This is a genomic window from Vibrio splendidus, from assembly GCF_002873455.1.
GTDB classification, from domain to species: Bacteria; Pseudomonadota; Gammaproteobacteria; order Enterobacterales; family Vibrionaceae; genus Vibrio; species Vibrio splendidus_J.
In genome coordinates this window covers 1-19,445 of record NZ_MCUN01000021.1, presented here as the reverse complement: position 1 = coordinate 19,445, position 19,445 = coordinate 1, and the positions used below count along the sequence as shown (strand labels likewise).

Sequence of the window (19,445 nt, the reverse complement as noted above, 5' to 3'; positions counted from 1 at the left end):
GTTGGTTATCTTGGATGGAGCAAGTTGCCGAGGGCGAGAAGGAGCCCTCGGCAGTCATGTTTGCCTAGCGTAGGTAAGGACTAGGTAAACAATAGGACACGGTTACAGAGTTGGGTTCAAGATAGATGCAGTGCGTTCGAACACATCGACACCTTGTTGTTGTAGCCAGTAAGGAAGGTCGATAAGAACCCAGTTCTCAGACAGTTTGTCACCGTCGCGGTAGTAAACGTCAACCACTTGCATGTTGGCACGAACTTCACCGCCAGTCATACCTAGGAAACCGCCCGTTGGTGTGTTTGATAGATTTGGCCAACCGAAGAAACAAGAGAAGTTACCTTCAGCGAAACGACAAACGTGGCCGTTAAACTTCTTGTCTTTCAGGTTGTTACGGAAAGGAAGTTGGTGCTGTTGTTGGTAGCGAGGAATCGTGTAAGACGCGCCAATACCACATGGGCCGTACCAAATCATATCTTTTGACCAGCTCTTCGCTAGTACTTCTGGCGGGCAACCCATCGCGCCGCTGTCGTTAAGAGCAGACAGGTCATCAACCATTTTGTTGACTAGAGCCAGCGTTGCAACGCCTTCTTCTGGAGCCGCGTCTTCGAATAGCAGACCATCGTGGTTACGTGGGCCAGGGTATACGAAGTGCTTACCAGTTGATGGTGGAAGTGGGTAGCAACCCGCTTGATCCATCATGCCTAGAAGGTCTAGGAACAGGCCTGTCTTAGTGATTTTGCCATCAACAACACAGTTAAACTCCGCGTAGCGAACGTTCATGATCTTGCCAGTAGGGCGCATGCCTAGGTATTCAGCGTCGAACAGACCCATGAAGTGGCCCATGCTCATTACCCAAATTTCATCTGGGTTAACTTCGTTGTTACCACCGATGAAGATGTCTTGACGACGCTGCATGCGAGTCATTGACTTCATCATTGGCGCCCAGAATACGTCAGCCGCTGCTTGTGCGCCTTCTTGCTCGCGGAATGGGTAAACACCGCGCCACAAGTAATCTTCAGACGTGTGCGCTTTTAAAACTTCAGCAACGTTCTCGTGAGTTGCGTTTTCCATTGCGTCAAAGTAATCGCGAACGATGCGTTTAGCTTCTTGATATTTAGACATAGTAAATTCTCTTTTTTGTTGTCGAGCCAACATTCGGAACAGGACTCGATTTGGATTTTGTTACCGGCTGATTTCTCAGCCGGATTGATGTTTATTTCGTGTCTTTAGAGGTTTCGACTTTTAGAGGTTTTCAACTTTTAGAAGTCTTTAAATAAAGGGGGATTAAGCTTTTGCTGTTTCCGCTTTCTTGCTCTTGTCGAAAATGCCGCCTTTCAATGTTTCTGGTAGAGATAGCCACAGTAGACCAGCCAGAATCCATACGATTGGCGAGCCCCACATTGCTGTTGCAAGGTCGCTGCGCTCTTGGATGAATACCAACACCATTGGTGCCCACATGCCGATGATACGACCACCGTGGAACAGAGCTGCACCGAAGCTACGTAGGTGAGCTGGGAACAACTCAGAGAAGTAGCCACCCCACACTGCAGAAGCAGACAAACCGAAGTTGTAGATAAGACCTAGGATAGCCAGCATGTTTAGGCTGCCGATCATCACGTCGCTTGGTGCAACGAAGAAGACTGAAGCCATGACACCCGCAAGAATGAAGCCAAACGCGTTCACTTTACGGCCGTATTTGTCGGCGATTGCACCCCATACCCAAGCACCGAATAGAGAACCGAATGCTGAGATAGAGAAAATGATGCCGATAGTTGAACCGTCAAATTGGCGAACTTCTTTCAGGTACGTTGTCACGAAGCCTGAGAAGAATTGGTAGCCATAAAAGTTAAGGCCAGCCAGTAGTAGACAAGTGATGGTTAGCTTACGGTAAGGCGCGCTTAGCATTTCACCCCAAGAACCTTTCTTCGCTGGTTTATTCGATGCTTCAGCCGCGGCTTGATCTTCTTCACCGTAAGCGATCACTTTTTTGTCGCTAGGCAGGATGAAGATCATCAGTGCAGCAGCAACTAGAGGAGGAATACCACCCACCCACATTAGGCTCTGCCAAGGTGCATCTATGCTAGAAATGAACGCCGCGTATGCCCCCATTGCCATTAGAGCAACAGAGAACATAGAAGAAGCAAATGCCGTTAACTTACCGCGAACTGATGGCGTGAATAGGCCGATCATCAAGCTCACAGCGACGGTGAAGTAACCACCTAAAGAAATACCGATGATGAAACGCATTGCTGCCCACATCGCGTAGTCAGTAAACATCATATTGATGATGGTTGCGCCGCCGTTCAGTGCAGTGATGACAATAAGAGTCGATTTCTTACCAAAGTTTGATGCCACCCATGCACAGCTTAGAGCACCAATAAGTGCGCCAACCGACTGCCATGTATAGAACTGAGCGGTATCCGCTAAGTTAATACCATCATACGCATCAACGATGTATGGGCGTACGTAGTCAATAATTACAAAGTTATAACAATAGAAAAAGTAGCCAACTAGAATTGCAAGATAAGCGGCTACCCTTTGAATCATAGGAACTTCGCTCATGTGTCTTTTAGTAGTCATGACCGATAAACCTTTATTTTTTATAGGGTGTTTTTAGTTTTGATTATTGTGTAGTGGTTATTGAACTTCACCACACCATCTTCATTTCGGGATAGATAATAGAATTTTTGTGGTTATTAGATCCGTGATCAAAGTCAATTTTAAAATGAGTGCGTACCCGTTTTGTGTATTTTAGTGATCTTGATCTCATTAGATCGTGATTTTCGGTGTTTTCACGTGTTTAGAGCGTTTAATCATCTATCTTAGTGACAATAATCACACTTATTGTGGGTTTTTAAGGGAAAATATCCATTTTTGAGTACTATTGGCGGCGAATGAATTGCGAAATATAATAAACGGAATCTAGAAATGGTTACGTACTCAAGTTTTTTGGTTATTGCTTTATATGTACTAACCACACTATTTATCAGTTACTTAGTAAATAAGCGTTATAGCGTTGGTGGCGACTTCTCAACGGGTGGTAAACAATTTGGTTGGTTCACCGCAGGTGTGTCGATTCTTGCAACTTATATCAGTGCGATGACCTTCGTTGGCATGCCGGGCTGGGTTTACAGTTCGGGTATGGAGGCGATGAGCGTTCACCTCAACTACCCAGTCGTGATCTTTTTCACTGTGGTTTTTTTCGTTCCGGTGTTTTACAAACTTGGCCTGACTTCAATATATGAATACCTAGAGCACCGCTTTGGCGTTGTTGCTCGCACGATCAATTCCATCGTGTTCATTGTGGTTCAGTGTATTTCGGCTGGGGTGATCTTGTATGCGGTTGCATTAATCTTGGTGCAAGTGCTGCCAATTGGTATAGCCGAGGCGATCATCTACATCAGTTTATTTACCGCGGTGTATACCTATGCTGGTGGGATCTCGACGGTGATATGGACAGACATGTTGCAGTCGGCGGTGTTGATTATCGGCAGCATTGCCATTTTTGGATTATTGTTGATGAAAATTGATGCGGGTGAAGTGTTGTCGCCAGAGCATCTCAATATCATCAACCTAGACTTCGATTTGGGTGTGGATACCACACTATGGGCCGGCGTAGTCGCCGTGAGTTTCTTACACTTGAGTGTGTATGGTACTAACCAACTGATTATTCAGCGAACATTAGCAACTAAGTGTGTTAAAACAGCACAGAAATCGATGTTGCTTTGTGGTTACGGTGCGTTCTTTATTTATTTGTTTTTTGCCGTGATGGGCGTGCTGTTGAGTGTCTTTTATCAAGACCAGAGTTTTGAAAATAGTAACGAAGTGATTCTCGATTTTGTGTTTAATCATACCAACCCAATTATTGTTGGGTTGGTGATTTCCGCTCTTTCTGCAGCGGCAATGTCGACCTTGGATTCAACCTATAACTCAATGGCAACGGTCGCGACTTTCGATTTCTATAAACGTTTTTTCCGCCAAAAAGCATCCGATGCACATTATGAATCCGTAGCAAGAAAAATGAGTTTAGTTGCAGCAGCTTCGGTTGTTGTGCCTGCTTTATTGGCCGTTTCCAATGAATCAGTGCTCAAGACTATCGCTAGCCTGACTTCCATTTTTGTTGGTATTCGCCTTGGTTCTTTCATCCTGGGTTTGTTCTTTAAACGAGCTAACGAGAGCGGCGTAATTGCGGGCAGTATCGGTAGTGTGGTTGTGGTGTTCATTGCAAAATACTGTGGTATCTCTTGGCCTTGGTTCGCCTTAATCGGCACTGTGGTTTTCTTAGTGCTAGGTGTTGTCGTCAGTCGTTTCTGGGGAGAAGTTACCGAGCAACAAAACGAATTTATTGCCAAGCAAAAGCATTTGTTCGCTAAGCCTACCGCGAGTCATTACGGCTTGTTGGTATTTGCTGTTGTGACGATTGCAGCTTGTACTGTTATCCCTGATTGGCTTTATGCCGCTCTTTCTTAATGAGTAAATTTTCTCAACTGGCTAATTTTTAACAGGTAAATCTATGCTGTCCATTTTTGATATCTATAAAATTGGTGTTGGCCCGTCAAGCTCGCACACCAACGGCCCAATGATTGCGGGTTTCCATTTCACACAATTAATCGCCGATAGAATCGCAGAAGTCGTTCGTGTTCAAGTTGATTTATATGGCTCGTTATCGTTAACCGGGATAGGGCACCACACTGACAGAGCTACCATTCTAGGTTTGCTTGGCAATAAGCCAGACACCATTAAAATCACGAGCGCTAATGAAGCGATGCGCCTTGCTATCGATAGTGGTGAAATGCAGTTGAGTGGTAGCCACACCATTGGCTTTAATTACCAAACTGACATGCTATTTCATGAAGACAATCTGCCTTTGCATGAAAACGGTATGATGATTACCGCGTTTGACCAAAGCGGTAATGTGATTGTTGATGAAACCTATTATTCGATTGGTGGTGGTTTTATTGCGACCGCTGATGAACTGCAGAATGGCACCAAAACCCAATCGGTCGACGTCACTTTCCCATTCAAAAATGCCGATGAAATGCTGCGAAAAGCAGAAGAAAGCGGCATGAGCTTGGGTGGTATGATTCTGAAAAATGAAGCGGCTTTCCAAGGCGATGATGTTATTTCAGAAAAGGCCGATCAAATTTGGCGAGTAATGACTCGTTGCATGGAACGCGGCTTTGAAACAGAAGGTATCCTTGATGGCGGTTTGAACGTCACGCGTCGTGCTCCAAACTTGTTGAAGAAGCTTGAAGCTAATGCGGCCGTTGAAAATGACCCGATGGAAATCATGGATTGGATAAACTTGTTTGCATTTGCGGTAAGTGAAGAAAATGCAGCTGGCGGCCAAGTCGTAACGTCACCCACTAATGGTGCTGCAGGCGTAATTCCTGCCGTATTGATGTATTACCATCGCTTCATTAAAGAGCTCGATACCAAACAGCTAAAAGATTTCTTGGCAGTATCAGGTGCGATAGGCATTTTATACAAAACCAATGCCTCAATTTCTGGTGCAGAAGTAGGGTGCCAAGGTGAAGTGGGCGTGTCGTCCTCTATGGCGGCAGCAGGATTAACGGCGTTGCGCGGTGGCAGTAATGAACAAATCTGTATTGCGGCAGAAATCGCGATGGAGCACTCTTTGGGCATGACGTGTGACCCGATAGGCGGCTTGGTGCAAGTGCCATGCATAGAACGAAACGCAATGGGCGCGATGAAAGCGATTAATGCATCGCGTATGGCACTCAAACGCAACAGCAAGAGTTTGATCTCATTGGATAAGGTTATCGCGACTATGTATCAAACGGGTAAGGACATGAATAAGAAATACCGAGAAACCTCACTTGGCGGCTTAGCTCTGATTCATCTTGCTGCGCCGTGTGAGTAGTCATTTAGCAGATTAATTCGGCTCAATATTAAAGCCCAGCATCACTAGAGTTCAGAACTCTATGATGACTGGGCTTTTAAATCTCATTTTTCTGGAGAAAGACGACGAGTGCTTATCAAGCAAAAGTAAGATTACTCCCCAAGAGGAAGCTGATAGCTGTTTTTCAATTCTTTCACAGAGATATTCGATTGAATTGCACTCACGCCTTTTACTCGCCTGATTGAGCTAATACGCTCAAAGTACTCTTCCAAATCTTTAGCCAACACTTGGATCATGTAATCAGCACCACCTGCAATACAATGGCACATCGGAATCCAATCGGTCACCGCAACAAACTCTTCAAAAGGTTCTGTGTTTTCGACTTCATGATTTCCCAGGGTCACAAGGGTAAAGCCAGCGACATGAAAACCGAGCTTTTTACGGTTTAGCAGGGCGGCATATCCATCAATATACCCGGTCTCTTCCATACGTTTCCAACGACGCCAACATGGGGTTTCGCTAAGGTTGACCTTTTCAGCGAGCTTACTGTTGCTCATGCGTCCGTCTTGTTGGATATGTTCTAAGATGGCGATATCTGTGTCATCTAACACTTCTTTGGTGGATTCTTTCTGTTTCATGGCTATTTTAGAAAAGTCTTGCTCAAATTTGGATTAATATTAGCCTATATAGCAATTTAATTCCTAGTCGAATCTGTAAACTCTTCGCTTCAATAATTTACTTATTAGGAGTGAGAGGAAATGAGCTCTCAGTTAATGCTGGCGTTTTTGCTGTTTTCAATCTCGATCGCAATTACACCTGGGGCAGGCAATATTGCATTACTTGGGATTTCAAGTCGTTATGGGTTTGCCGCGACTTTACCTTTTATATCTGGAAACGCTTTTGGCATCATCATCGTACTGGCGGGTTCTAGTGTCGGTTTGGTGAGCTTATTTACCCTTTACCCAGATCTTTACAGTATTTTGAAATACGCAGGCGCAGCTTACTTGTTGTTTATGGCGTGGTCGATTGCCAACATGCAAATCGAAGAAAGCACGACCGACAACCGCTCGGGCTTTATGTCTGGCGTATTGGTGCAGGTGTTGAATCCTAAAGGTTGGATTGCATCATTAACCGTGTTCTCGCAATTCATTACCCCGAATGCAGACTACCTAATTCAAGTGGTGACCATTATTGCTGGTATGGTGATCACGGGCGTACCGTGCATGTTGGTGTGGGCGTATTGCGGCACTATGCTTAAAAAGCTACTGCAATCACCAAAGCAGATGATGGTTGTGAACCGTTGCTTGGGCGGAAGCTTGGCGATGGTGGTTGCCTTTATGCTTTATCAACCTGCATAAAGAGTCTCTACAAATAAAAAAACCACTCCTAAATCCATAGGAGTGGTGTCTAAATGCCGACTAAGTCGTTAGCAATAAAGTATCAAGCCAACAAATATTTAAGGAACTTGGGTTAAAAAGCTTTTAAGCCTAAAAGCTTTTTAAGTTTTAAGTTTTAAGTTTTAAGTTTTAAGTTTTAAGGTTAAAGATTAAGCGGTTTCAGTTTCTTTAACCGGAGCTGAATTACGGATTAAGTGGTCAAATGCACCTAAACTTGCTTTCGCACCTTCACCCATCGCAATGATGATCTGTTTGTAAGGCACGGTTGTTACGTCACCCGCTGCGAATACACCTTTCATCGATGTTGCGCCATGAGCGTTAATCTCAATCTCACCGCGTGGTGAAAGCTCAACTTTGGAACCCTTCAACCATTCACTGTTTGGCATCAGGCCAATTTGAACAAAGATGCCGGCAATGTCGATTTGCTTCAGTTCATCGGTGTTACGATCTTTGTATTCTAAAGCCGTTACTCGGTTGCCATCGCCAATTACTCGTGTTGTTTGTGCCATCTTGATGATTTCGATGTTCGGTGTCGCGTTCGCTTTGTCGATAAGCACTTGGTCGGCACGGAGCGTATCTGCAAATTCAAGTACGGTTACATGTTCAACAATACCCGCTAAGTCAATCGCCGCTTCGATACCTGAGTTACCACCGCCGATAACCGCTGTTTTCTTTCCTTTGAATAAAGGGCCGTCACAGTGTGGGCAATAAGCGACGCCTTTGTTGCGGTACTCTTGCTCACCCGGAACGTTCATTTCACGCCAGCGTGCACCCGTACTTGTGATGACTGTGCGAGCTCGCAATGTTGCGCCACTCTCTAGCTCAACGTGGATGTAGCCGTCTTTTGTGTCTTCTGCCGCAATGATGTTTGCTGCGCGCTGCTCAGTCATGACCTCAACACCGTACTCTTTTACGTGCTCTTCTAAGCTTGCGACTAACTTAGGACCGGTGGTTGCTTTTACTGAGATAAAGTTCTCAATCGCCATGGTATCCATCACTTGACCACCGAATCGGTCAGCAACCACACCGGTGCGAATGCCTTTACGTGCAGCGTAAATTGCCGCAGATGAACCCGCAGGGCCACCACCGACAACCAATACATCAAATGGTGCTTGTTCGTTTAGGTTAGCTGCTTTCTTTTCTGCAGCGCCTGAATCAACTTTGTTGAGGATTTCAGCCAGTGACATGCGGCCTTGACCAAACAACTCACCGTTAATAAATACGCTTGGTACTGCCATGATGTCGCGAGACTTCACTTCTTCTTGGAACGCTGCGCCATCAATCATGGTTGTTTTAATAAGCGGGTTAATCGCCGACATCATGTTGAATGCTTGAACCACTTCTGGACAGTTTTGGCACGATAGCGAGATAAAGATCTCTACATTAAGCTCTTGATCTAATTCTTTAATTTGCTCGATTACGTCAGCTTCAAGCTTGATTGGGTGACCACCACTATGAAGCAGTGCCAGTACCAGTGATGTAAACTCGTGACCCATTGGCAAGCCAGCGAAACCGATCGCTGTGCCTTTCTCTTGGTTCACTACCTGCATGATAGGGCGGCGAGTGCTTGCGCTATCATCTCGAATCACTTCAATTTTGTCGGTGAGAGAGGCGATATCATTCGCGAGATCTTGCAGTTTGTTCGCGGTGTCGCTGCTATCAAGGCTCAGCACTAACTGAACATTGGTTTTTAGGTTTTCTAGGTATGCTTTTAGCTGCTGCTTCATTGCTTGATCTAACATAATCGTGCCTGCTCTTAAATTCTGTGTCTTGGTATTGACCAATACCTTCTTGCTGAAAAAGGAAAATAAAAAGGGGGCGCAAGTCGGCAAATATTGTGGTGTTGATGGCTTGAAAGGGTGGCGCGCAACTGCCCTTTAGGAGGGAGGCCGAAGCGCGCCTGTAGAACCGTTTAACTGTTCTGCTTTATTTGTTCTTTCTTGGCTATTCTTGTTTAGCTAGGCTTAGATTAAATCTTGCCTACTAGGTCTAGAGATGGCGCTAGAGTCTCTTCGCCTTCTTTCCATTTAGCTGGGCAAACTTCACCTGGGTGAGCGGCTACGTATTGTGCTGCTTTAACCTTGCGTAGTAAGTCTTCAGCGTCACGGCCGATACCTTCAGCTGTAATTTCCATTGCTTGGATAACGCCTTCAGGGTCGATTAGGAAAGTTGCACGGTCTGCAAGGCCTTGACCTTCACGCATAACGTTGAAGTTGTTTGTGATGTTGCCTGTTTGGTCGCCTACCATGAAGTATTCGATAGTACCGATTTTGTCAGAAGTATCGTGCCATGCTTTGTGAGAGAAGTGAGTGTCAGTTGATACTGAGAAAACTTCTACGCCACGAGATTGAAGCTCTGCGTATTTGTCTTGCAAGTCAACGAGTTCAGTTGGACATACAAACGTGAAGTCTGCTGGGTAGAAAAAGAATACAGCCCACTTGCCTTTAACGTCTTGCTCTGTGATTTCTACGAATTCGCCGTTTTTGAATGCTGTTGCGTTGAATGGTTTGATTTCTGTGTTGATCATGATTCGACTCTCTTTCTAATTTGTAGTGTTTAACGCTATCCCGCGTCGATGGAGCTATATTGCATTCGCACCGAAAATTAGTGAAATCGGACATTTCTATAGATTCAATAGGTAAATCCTATCTTTGAAAGAAGAAGGTTATCGATAAAAGCTATCAACAGAAGTTATCGACAAAGCTTATCAACAAAAGCTATCAAACTGGGCAACTCTCCATTTGGGTAGCTATGCTCTTTAGGTTGTTCTCTATATTAGGCTTATCCCCATTAGCGTGAGCAGTTATGTCTAGTGTGAACATCTATGTAGACAGTGTTTCTTTAAGTGAGTTGGGATCTCATATGAGCCATTAAATAACAAAAAATTATCATTAATATAAATTATGATAATTTCATTTGATTATCACCTCACCCTATACTCTCTTCATCGAAACGAACTACCGAAGCTAGACTTCGAAACACACAGAATTAAAAACGAATTTGGAGCAAGTTATGAAAATGAATCACGTAGGCATCATGGTTGGCGACATGGACAAAGCCGTTGAGTTTTACACGAAAGCGCTAGGTCTAAGAATCGTAATGAACAACACTAAGGTGATGGAAGAGCGCGAATCAGCAATCGGTCGTATGTGTATCGCGGTATTTGGTGAAGGCTTTAAAGGCTTCAATATTGCTCACCTAGTAACTAGCGATGGTATCGGTGTAGAGCTATTCGAAATGAAAGAGCGCCAAGAGCGTCACGAAGTTGATTTCTCTCGCCTAGGCATCTTCCACTTCTGTCTACAGCTTCCAAAAGAACAGTTTCATTCAACAATCAAGCGTGTAGAAGAGTATGGCGGTAAGGTTCGTATGGACATCATGCGTTACCATCCAGAAGACGAACTAAAACAAGCACAAATGGTTTACCTAGAAGACCCGTTTGGCAATTTGTTCGAATTCTACTCGCACACATACGAAGATACGTACGCGACTGACTACGAGTAAGAGGCGCTGCCTACCTGTCATAAGGTAGAAAACCGAAACACCCCCTAAAGAGGATTGGTAGAGATGCCAATCCTCTTTTTGCGTTTGCGGTATGTGTGAATTGAAGTGTGCCTACTCTTAGAGCTTAGAGCTTAGATCAATAACTGAGGTAATCCATCATTTGAATTAATTGTATACGGATCTCATTGGCTGTTTGACTGTGCCAATAACCCGATGCAAAAGACAATAGAGGGATGCCGAACATAATTATTAGCACTAAGACGAGAAGGTACTTAGATGACAATTGCCAACCATTACGTGTTTTTAGCCCAAGAGCTTGTTTACTTGGACAAGCTGCAACACAACGTAAACAAGCTTGGCATTCATCCGTTCGAATTTGTTTAGCGGTATGAATAATAATATTAGAAGGGCATGCGCGAGTGCATTTGCTGCAATTCAGATTATCTTTTTCATTTAAACAATGTTTAGTATCTCGACGAATTTTAAATGGGCTAAACAGGCTTGCTATCCCGAGTAGTGCACCATAAGGACAAAAGTATCGGCAAAAAGCACGTTGCCGCCATGCCGACATCAATAGAATTGCCGCTAAAACACCAAGAGTGATCATTCCAGGCTCAACGAATACCCAAGCGGTTTTCACATCAGCGATTTTATGATAATTGCCATTGAGGTAATAAGTCAGGCTAGCTACAGGCATCCCTACCGAAATAAATGTAAAGAAAGCTAACAATAAGTACTTCATCATACGTAATGGCCAATCGAGCCATACTGGCGGTAAATACGCTTTCTTTACAAATTTTAATCGTAATTTATACAGATATTCCCCAGCCAAACCTAGCGGACAAATCCACCCACAAAATGCACGTTTACAAGCAATGCCAGTCACTAACACAGTTGCGAGCATAACTGCACCTGCTGGGTGAGTTTGATCCCAAAATCCAATAGAAAAGATCGCTTTAAGTTGAATGGCTGCAGCAATAGGCAGGAAAGCATCCGTAACATCGGGTCGCATGAAGCTTGGAGATATTTGATGAACAAGAAGCCATGTGTGAAGGGTGTATTGGATCGCCACTAAAAAAAATGAAAGTGCCATCGCGTGTTGGCTGATTTGACGCAAGACATTTGTCTTAGATGAAGCCGTGATCATGGCAGGTTTAAAGTAAAAAACGGAAGAGATGACAACCACCGCTAATGATAGCGCGATAAGCAGAGGCCAGTAGGCAGCACTAAGTACAGCAATGATGACAATGCAGGAAGTTATGATGCTACCGAGCTTTTTACCGCTAGTGTAGAGAACACAGATGCTATAAATCAATGCAAGCATTAAGGTAAAGGATTCAATAAAAGTCATGTAGCCACCGTTTAATTACAGAATGGCACTATAAATCGCATCGAAGAGTATGTCTGATGATTAATGAGCTAACTTACCTATTTTTGATTTGAGTTAATTTTCATCAAATTATCGCCTAACCATTAAGGGTAATTTTTGATTAAGTGATTTGGGATTATCTGAATTGTGTGAATAAGAAATCGCCAAATTTAAGACGTTGTTAAAGTTGACGTTTTGACGATAAAACCTTTCATGGAAATGACGGAAGAAAGTGTACTTCATGAAAACATTGGACACACATACCGGATGGTAGCCTTTGCTGAGCAGTGACTATACTCAGCATTAAATTGCGAACCAAAAAACAACGAAAATAGAGAAAATGCACAGATTAGCGCACCCAAATTACATGAAAAAACTCCATATTATCTTTACCGCTCTTATTCTTATGATATTAGCCGGATGCACCTCAACGTCGGCAGTCGGCGGATCAAAAACAAAGGACTATGCCAAGTCACATGCTCTTTCTGGTCAAGCTTCTTGGTATGGCGATAAATTCCATGGAAAACTCACGGCGAGTGGCGAGACGTATAACAAGAACGCCTATACAGCCGCTCATAAAACTTTGCCCTTTGGGACTATAGTGAAGGTGACAAATACCGCCAATAACAAATCTGTCGATGTGAAAATTAACGATCGAGGCCCTTATGTAAAAGGCCGAGTCATTGACCTTTCCCACAAGGCATTTTCTCAAGTTGGTGACGTCAAGAAAGGCGTAGCACAAGTCAAAATTGAGATCATTGATGACAGTAATACCTTTCGATACAAACATTAATCCTCTCTAATGCCTCTCAATAAAAAAGCCCAAACAAGGGGTTGGGCTCAATTCAATACTCATGAAACCATTGTCATGGTGATTCTTTTCCGATTAATTTCCCCAGATTTGGCTTACAAACTCTGGATGGTCAATAAACGGATTACGATTCCCTTGAAAATCATGTACCGCCTTATTTCGGTCGATTTCTTTTTGGCTGACTGGATCTTCAGAATGCCAACGCTTTAGCATAGTAAGTAGCCAAGGTTCAAAAACGGTTGTATTGGTTCCATCCAGAACGGCATCAGAGCTTGTAGAGTTCCCTTCCCAATTAGCGATTTCATTTTCATAGCGTGTCGCCATGTAAAAATATGCTCTTGCGAAATCACCTTTAAACTCATCAATTGGCTCAAACACCGTGCCCACATAACCAAGAGAGTTCGCTGCACTGCCTAACTTAGAACCATTGCTTGATGTGTATGTCGCACTGCTCACCTCACCAAATGGCCAGTTACTACGTTTCGAGTTTACGTAGCCGTCAGTGGCAAATAAATGGTGACCGTCAGAATTCATTGGCTCGACTTTCCCACCAAACCAGCTTTTCGGGAATGAGTGCTCACGGTTGTAGCAATCACCTTCTTTGCTGTATTGACCACATTGATCGGCCACCTTAGTAAATTGGATTGAATCTGAGCTTGAAGGTTTCTCCGAATACATATCGAGAATCGACCCATCAGTGTCATAGTATGCGTCTAGGTCAGCCTCAGACACCAATCTCCAAATAGCGGTGTAACCCTGGCTACTATGATTATCAATAATTTGACACAAGGCCGTTTTTAACGCAAAGCCCACTTTGCCTTCAGCGTCTTTGTAATACTCACCTAACACTGGAGGTTCAGTTGGTGGTGTAGTTGAGCCACCAATCGTAAATTCTGTACTCTGACTTGCTTTGAAATCACCACCAGATGCCACAACGGTTCCGTTTACCGACAAACTGTATGAACCATTCCCCAGACTGCAGCACATACCATCGCCATAAGAGTCTGAGACTTCTAGGGTGTAGCTACCATCCGCTAAACACATTTCCACTTCATTGATGGTGTTACTTTGATAGTCTGAACCAGAATAAAGAGTTTGAGAAACTGAGTTTTTGAGAGACCAACTGGTTTCAGAACCATAGTTATCCGCCACTAGCGTGAGTGCGGCACTTGTGTCATTGCAGCTTTGTGTTGGAGGAGTCTCCGTAGGCTGAAAGTTATCTAAATACACTACTTCCGAACCATCAAAACCTGCATCATCATAAAATCGTATGCCCACAACGATATCTTTAGTGCTCGTAGCGCTGTACGAGTGAGTCAATGCTTGCCACTGATTCGTTAAACCATTATTCGAGTAGCCTAAATAGCCATCAACAAAAAGGCGAGCTTTCACGTTACCTTCCGTGTGATAAACATCGACAGAGAAATCATAAGTTTTCCCTTGTTCAACACTTATCGTTTGAAGAACATCGGTATTACTTTGAGTACTTGTATTCACTGTTACTTGTGCAGAGAAACTGCCGTTATTTACAGGGTCGGTAGAGGGTGAAAGTACAATGCCGGAGTCAATCACACTCCATCCAGATGGTACGTTTCCTTCCCAGTTTTCGAAACTTCCATTTTGCATTTGCGCATGTGCACTTGCTGAACAAAGTAATGCAACGCCACTTAGTTTTATTATTCTATTTATCATATAACCTTCTGTTTAATTGGATAAAAACCAACTAATCTTAGAAAGTAATCAAAAGATGAATGGCGATATACATCACATTTATAAATGTAAACATTATCACTTTTATTAATATGTGTGATGTAAAGCAATGCAGTATTGGTTTGTTAAATGCTTTTACGCGCTAGATTATAGAAAAAAGGTTCATCTCGGCTTTCAGGGCAAAGCTGCGATGAACCAAAAGTACGCACTTATCCACAAGCCCTGCCTATAGTAAATGCAACCTCTACTAAAGTTCGAACCCACCTTTACTTAACTAACTGAAAATTATGCATATAATTGAGTTTGGTTCTAATTTCTAGTTGAAAACCGTGCAAGCACATATTGTTTCCGATTCAGGTACTTTGAGAGAAAAGTGCCACGAGTAAAGTTTCAGGTCTATGAAGACTCTGGACAATTCTGTTTCAGTGACTTTACTAAATTAATAAATCATCAATAACTAAAAGTATGGACAAAGTCGCTGAGCTTAGTGTCCAGTCTCACTAGAGCAGATCAATTAAGTCAAAAGCTGAACAATGAACTGTGAGGCCAGCGAAGACTAGCTCACAATGGGGCAAAGGCGTGTTTGCTATAGTCGGTTCACATAACCCCTGCCAACTGAACTGACAGAGGAAATATGACAAACTTTATTGGAATCGATCAAACTATATTATCTTTCGGTAAGTGTTTTGTATTTTGGTAAGGCCTCACCATTAGTCTAAATTCTCATTAATTAGTGTAATTGACATTTACTTACATCGAGTTACGCAACAAAGCCTCAATGCGAAAGAACACTTCTAATGCACATAGAACTTTTAGAGATTGAATATACTCAATTAACCTTACGTAAGTTGCAGTTGAACACCACTATCAATTTGAACAATCGTTCAATAATGTATATGATTCACCAAAACAATATTAACCTAAACAATATTCATCTAAACAGAGGTTGCAGATGTCTTTAGCTCAGTTTATTAAAACCGCAGGCGAACCTACGATACTGAAACGCTCACTCAAGGTTTCTCTCATAGTTGGCACCATTCTTATGTTCATTAATCACGGTGACAAATTGCTCTCCAGCAACATTGACGCAACGCTGATCATTAAGATCTTAATGACTTACTGCGTACCCTTTAGTGTGTCTACCCAAGCCAGCGTTTCTGCAACTCTTCAATCCCGAAAGAAGGCCGTCTAATAATGATATTTTCGTTTAAAAAACCGTCATCGGATATTGTCGAAGTTCATACCAGCCATCTTGCAGAACTGAACAAAATCTCTGAAAAGTACTCTCTATTCAAACAGAATGATCCCACCAACTATGCGAAGAAAATTCACGTCAATGCGGCCAATGTTCATAAAGCGTCACGAAGTCGTGCTGAGTCGATTGAACAGAGCTATGAGTTAGTGAATCACTTTATCGAGCAGTCAGAAAGTATTAACAAGCTGTCTTGTGAGAGTCATCAATACTCCAGTCAAACGGCAGAAACTGCGGCTAATACCATCAACAAGCTGGAGGCTTTGGAAGAGCAGGTATTGGTTTCTAAAGAAAAGATTTGCCAATTTAGCGAATTGCTCGAATCACTGGATGAGATTAACAAGAACGTCACCCAATTGGTGGATTCGATTAAAGGTATCGCTGCACAAACAAACCTGTTGGCGCTTAATGCCGCGATTGAAGCCGCTCGAGCTGGGGAGCACGGTCGCGGTTTTGCAGTAGTCGCAGACGAAGTTCGTCAACTTGCGAACACGGCGAATCAGTCCGCTGAGAGCATCGATACTGAAATGGCGTCGATTTCAAAGATATCAGACAGCATTTTCAACAAACAAAAAGAGGTTGAGGACGTCATTATTCTCAGCTCAGAAGTAACCAAAGACACCATGCATAACATGCAGAACTTGATGACCATGTCGCTTGATAGCAAAACATCGTCTAAAACCATTATGGACGCCATTGAAGCTCAACTGTCTGACTCCAACACGGTTAAGCAAAACATGGAAGCCCTAGTTGAAGACACCAAGCTATCAATAAGCCTCTCGGGCAACAACCATGAACTCGCGGAACGGATCGTCAACTCTTTATCTCATCTGCAACTGAATGATAAAACGGGCTAGCAAAGAAATGCTTAACTACGATAGCGTGTAAGCAAACAAGGAAAATTGCGACATGAACCAAAGCCAAACACCACTTGAAACAGGGACTGCTGTTTCACTGAGTGATATCTTAAGTGAGCGTTCACTATATTCATATGTTCAGTCTATTAGAGATCTTAAACGCCAGACCACTTATGGATATGAGGTTTTAGTTCGTGGTCCTTCAGACTCCTTGTGGCATCGGCCCGATCAGTTGTTTATCGCTGCTCAATCGCAACAGCTCAGCAGGCAATTGGAAATTGTCATCCTCGAAGTTCATCTTGAAAACATTGCCGCCCATACATCTATAGGATGTTACACCGTTAATCTTGCTCCTAACCTGTTGTTAGATAAGACTGTATTTCAGATATTAAACCGCTACGCACTGGCTGGAAGAATTAAGATTGAGCTCACTGAACACTTACCGATACGAGACTGGCAACCAATAAAACAGCGAATGGCTCAATTGAGAAAGAAAGGCTATCAGTTCTGGCTTGACGATGTTGGCTGCGGATTTTTTGATTTGGCGCTGATCGATGAAGTCAAACCTGAGGTAGTCAAACTTTGCATCAAAATCATCAGCAGGCTTACGTTTGATCCAACTCTAGTCGATGAAATAAAAGCGGTCGTCAAAGCGGTTCATGACTACGGTGGCGCTGTTTTAGCTGAAGGGATTGAGGAGCACGTACAGCTCGATATGGCGGAGCAACTGAGCATCGATCTAGCACAAGGCTATCTTTTTGATAAGCCACAGCCACTTATTTGAGTCACAAAACCCAGCCTAGTGGCTAAACTCACTCATCCACTCATCCACTCATCCACTCATCCACTCATCCACTCATACCTCATCCATTACAACACTACCTACAGTTCTACTTTTTGCGCGTCTAGCTTGATAATTAATCCAATACCGCTCGGTCTTTTATCTCAGATAATGAATCATTAAGAAGGAATTCTATTGTCTGTCTCATCATTTCTTTATGATGAGGTAAGTCACTATTATCAGGTAGAGGGTTGCCAAATGTACTGTGTTTTGCCCTCGGATCAAATATGACTAGTACCGCTTCCGGTGTCTTTATTTTTGAGTTGGCTTTATTGATAAACTGGAGACCTAATTTATTTGATATTGGCTCAGTGCCAGTAAACGGAGACCAACTGACTGAATTTGGAACGGCATAATCATTACTCACTTCGGTAACAAATACCGGCGTTGAAAGGGTGCCATCATCGGCAATGAAATCACTAACATTATTAAAGGGATCAACACTATCGAAGGCATTTTGCATTGCGTACGCGAATGCGTTAAAACCTTTTGAAACAGCTTCATTTGATTGAGGGGATGCTTGCTTTTCAAAGTCAGCGTAGCACTGACCATGGGCAGATATCCGCTCTTCATCATTTGCTTCACTACTCAATTTTTTGATTTTACAGTGGTTATCTGCGTAATCTTTATAAGATGAAAACATCTGATAAGCAATACGGTGCTTTGTAGGTGGGCGATAGAAATCCGAACCTAATACAATTCCGGAAAGGTGACCGGCACTGCTTCGTATCGAAAGAGAAGAAAATTGATAAAGTTGTTTTGAAAAATCATTGTCCAAGCTGTCATTAGATCTCGCTATTGCGCCAAAGCTAATGATCCCCCCTAAAGAAAACCCAAGCATTTTAACTTTTGAACCATGCTTAGGATCAAAGCCTTCCAGTGGAGTGTCATTTAATAGCCCTGTTTGAGCGCTAATCGTTAAACTTGCTCTTAGCCCTATAATATCAAGGTAGGTTTGTCTGAAGTTATCTCTTAGCACAGGGAATGAGGAGAGGTTTATATAGTTAAATATGTCGGTATTTCCAGATTGAGCCGGACTTAACGCACGCTCACCGTGATGCAGTGTATCGATAGCAATAACAGCCAGTCCAGCATTGGCCACCTCGTATAGATTATTAAATACGTTTTCTTTTACATTGGATGCCCCGTGTTGAAAAATAACGATATCCTTTATTTGCCCATCTTTAGGCGTAATGAGTATAAATGGTACGTCGTTAACTTCTGTAATATGAGGGATTGGAGAGTATCGAGTAAGTAACCTTTCTGGGTCTAATTGCTGTCCATTGTTTAAGTTAAGCGAGCTACCAACTAGCTTCATCTGTTCCGAAAATGATGTCATCAGAGCAGAAGTATCAACAGGGTCGTTTTTAAACGTTCCTGAACGGAGCTGTTCACGTATATTCTCGGACTCACTTGGGTCTAGAAGTGCTTGTTGAATTTTTAATGTGCTGGGCATTGCAGATGTCATTGGTTGAGTGTCCCAGTCATCTCCCTTTTGTAGGTAATAGGGTAATTTCACTGTTCCTCTAGTCACATTTACCTTGGCGCCGGATTCTTGATACCACTGCTTAATAGTGCTTTTCATATCCTTATATTGATTGTATGGATTAAGCTTAATATTGTTATCATTGGTAAGAGCAGTCAAAAAATCCTCTGTCGCAGAGAATTTCATGGTATACGCGCTAGATAAATCTAATGATTCAGATTGGTATATCTCGTTTAGTGGGCGATTATTTGCGTAGCTATATTCTGTTAAACGTTTTACCGCGTCGACAACATTTCCAACTGACGCCGTAGAAAATACGCTAGCTAATATAACTGTATGTAGTGGCATAGTGAATTTG

Annotated in this window: 16 protein-coding genes; 8 read left to right on the top strand and 8 right to left on the bottom strand. The window is 43.0% G+C overall.

Features of this window, described 5'->3' with window-relative positions:
• Positions 1–102 precede the first annotated feature (102 nt).
• Both BCU75_RS16870 and BCU75_RS16865 read right to left on the bottom strand, forming a co-directional pair.
• A complete protein-coding gene (locus tag BCU75_RS16870) occupies positions 103–1,119 on the bottom strand; it encodes a nuclear transport factor 2 family protein (protein WP_102464394.1) in 1,017 nt (338 codons plus the stop codon).
• A 162-nt stretch (positions 1,120–1,281) separates the two neighbouring features.
• Positions 1,282–2,577 (bottom strand): MFS transporter, encoded by a 1,296-nt coding sequence (locus BCU75_RS16865; RefSeq protein ID WP_102474506.1) that lies wholly within the window; start codon positions 2,575–2,577, stop codon positions 1,282–1,284.
• Positions 2,578–2,925: 348 nt separating this feature from the next.
• On the opposite strand from BCU75_RS16865, the gene BCU75_RS16860 reads away from it, so the two are divergent.
• Positions 2,926–4,467, top strand: coding sequence for a sodium:solute symporter family transporter (locus tag BCU75_RS16860; RefSeq protein ID WP_102474505.1), 1,542 nt, complete (start codon positions 2,926–2,928; stop codon positions 4,465–4,467).
• A 43-nt stretch (positions 4,468–4,510) separates the two neighbouring features.
• Complete coding sequence (locus BCU75_RS16855; RefSeq protein WP_102474504.1) at positions 4,511–5,881, top strand: L-serine ammonia-lyase; 1,371 nt, start codon at positions 4,511–4,513, stop codon at positions 5,879–5,881.
• A gap of 131 nt (positions 5,882–6,012) precedes the next feature.
• Here the strand turns inward: BCU75_RS16855 and BCU75_RS16850 are convergent, their stop codons facing one another.
• The gene (locus BCU75_RS16850; protein WP_102474503.1) at positions 6,013–6,498 is read right to left on the bottom strand and encodes an Lrp/AsnC family transcriptional regulator; all 486 of its coding nucleotides are present in this window, start codon (positions 6,496–6,498) and stop codon (positions 6,013–6,015) included.
• A gap of 120 nt (positions 6,499–6,618) precedes the next feature.
• On the opposite strand from BCU75_RS16850, the gene BCU75_RS16845 reads away from it, so the two are divergent.
• Positions 6,619–7,218 carry a LysE family translocator gene (locus BCU75_RS16845; protein WP_076676830.1) on the top strand — a complete coding sequence of 200 codons (600 nt, stop codon included), beginning with the start codon at positions 6,619–6,621 and terminating at the stop codon, positions 7,216–7,218.
• Between the two features lie 188 nt (positions 7,219–7,406).
• Here the strand turns inward: BCU75_RS16845 and ahpF are convergent, their stop codons facing one another.
• Positions 7,407–8,999 (bottom strand): alkyl hydroperoxide reductase subunit F, encoded by a 1,593-nt coding sequence (ahpF, locus tag BCU75_RS16840; protein ID WP_102474502.1) that lies wholly within the window; start codon positions 8,997–8,999, stop codon positions 7,407–7,409.
• Positions 9,000–9,226: 227 nt separating this feature from the next.
• Positions 9,227–9,784 (bottom strand): alkyl hydroperoxide reductase subunit C, encoded by a 558-nt coding sequence (ahpC, locus tag BCU75_RS16835; RefSeq protein WP_004736364.1) that lies wholly within the window; start codon positions 9,782–9,784, stop codon positions 9,227–9,229.
• A gap of 485 nt (positions 9,785–10,269) precedes the next feature.
• On the opposite strand from ahpC, the gene BCU75_RS16830 reads away from it, so the two are divergent.
• Positions 10,270–10,761, top strand: a complete 492-nt coding sequence (locus BCU75_RS16830) for a VOC family protein (protein WP_102474501.1) — start codon at positions 10,270–10,272, stop codon at positions 10,759–10,761.
• 136 nt (positions 10,762–10,897) lie between these two features.
• Here BCU75_RS16830 and BCU75_RS16825 read toward each other — a convergent pair whose 3' ends face one another.
• Positions 10,898–12,112, bottom strand: a complete 1,215-nt coding sequence (locus tag BCU75_RS16825) for a 4Fe-4S binding protein (RefSeq protein ID WP_102474500.1) — start codon at positions 12,110–12,112, stop codon at positions 10,898–10,900.
• Positions 12,113–12,470: 358 nt separating this feature from the next.
• Here BCU75_RS16825 and BCU75_RS16820 point away from each other — a divergent pair, with 358 nt between their 5' ends.
• Entirely contained in the window at positions 12,471–12,923 is a 453-nt protein-coding gene (locus BCU75_RS16820) for a septal ring lytic transglycosylase RlpA family protein (RefSeq protein WP_102474499.1), read from the top strand.
• 93 nt (positions 12,924–13,016) lie between these two features.
• Here BCU75_RS16820 and BCU75_RS16815 read toward each other — a convergent pair whose 3' ends face one another.
• Complete coding sequence (locus BCU75_RS16815; RefSeq protein ID WP_102474498.1) at positions 13,017–14,633, bottom strand: endonuclease; 1,617 nt, start codon at positions 14,631–14,633, stop codon at positions 13,017–13,019.
• Between the two features lie 970 nt (positions 14,634–15,603).
• On the opposite strand from BCU75_RS16815, the gene nrtS reads away from it, so the two are divergent.
• From nrtS to BCU75_RS16800, 3 genes are read left to right on the top strand one after another with little or no spacing between them, the layout of a single operon-like run.
• Positions 15,604–15,843, top strand: coding sequence for a nitrate/nitrite transporter NrtS (gene nrtS / locus BCU75_RS16810; protein WP_102474497.1), 240 nt, complete (start codon positions 15,604–15,606; stop codon positions 15,841–15,843).
• 2 nt (positions 15,844–15,845) lie between these two features.
• On the top strand, positions 15,846–16,760 hold the full coding sequence (locus BCU75_RS16805; RefSeq protein ID WP_102474496.1) for a methyl-accepting chemotaxis protein: 915 nt from the start codon (positions 15,846–15,848) through the stop codon (positions 16,758–16,760).
• 52 nt (positions 16,761–16,812) lie between these two features.
• Positions 16,813–17,544 carry an EAL domain-containing protein gene (locus tag BCU75_RS16800; protein ID WP_102474495.1) on the top strand — a complete coding sequence of 244 codons (732 nt, stop codon included), beginning with the start codon at positions 16,813–16,815 and terminating at the stop codon, positions 17,542–17,544.
• A 133-nt stretch (positions 17,545–17,677) separates the two neighbouring features.
• Here the strand turns inward: BCU75_RS16800 and BCU75_RS16795 are convergent.
• On the bottom strand, positions 17,678–19,445 hold a 1,768-nt coding region (locus tag BCU75_RS16795), incomplete at its 5' end, for a VolA/Pla-1 family phospholipase (protein ID WP_102474494.1).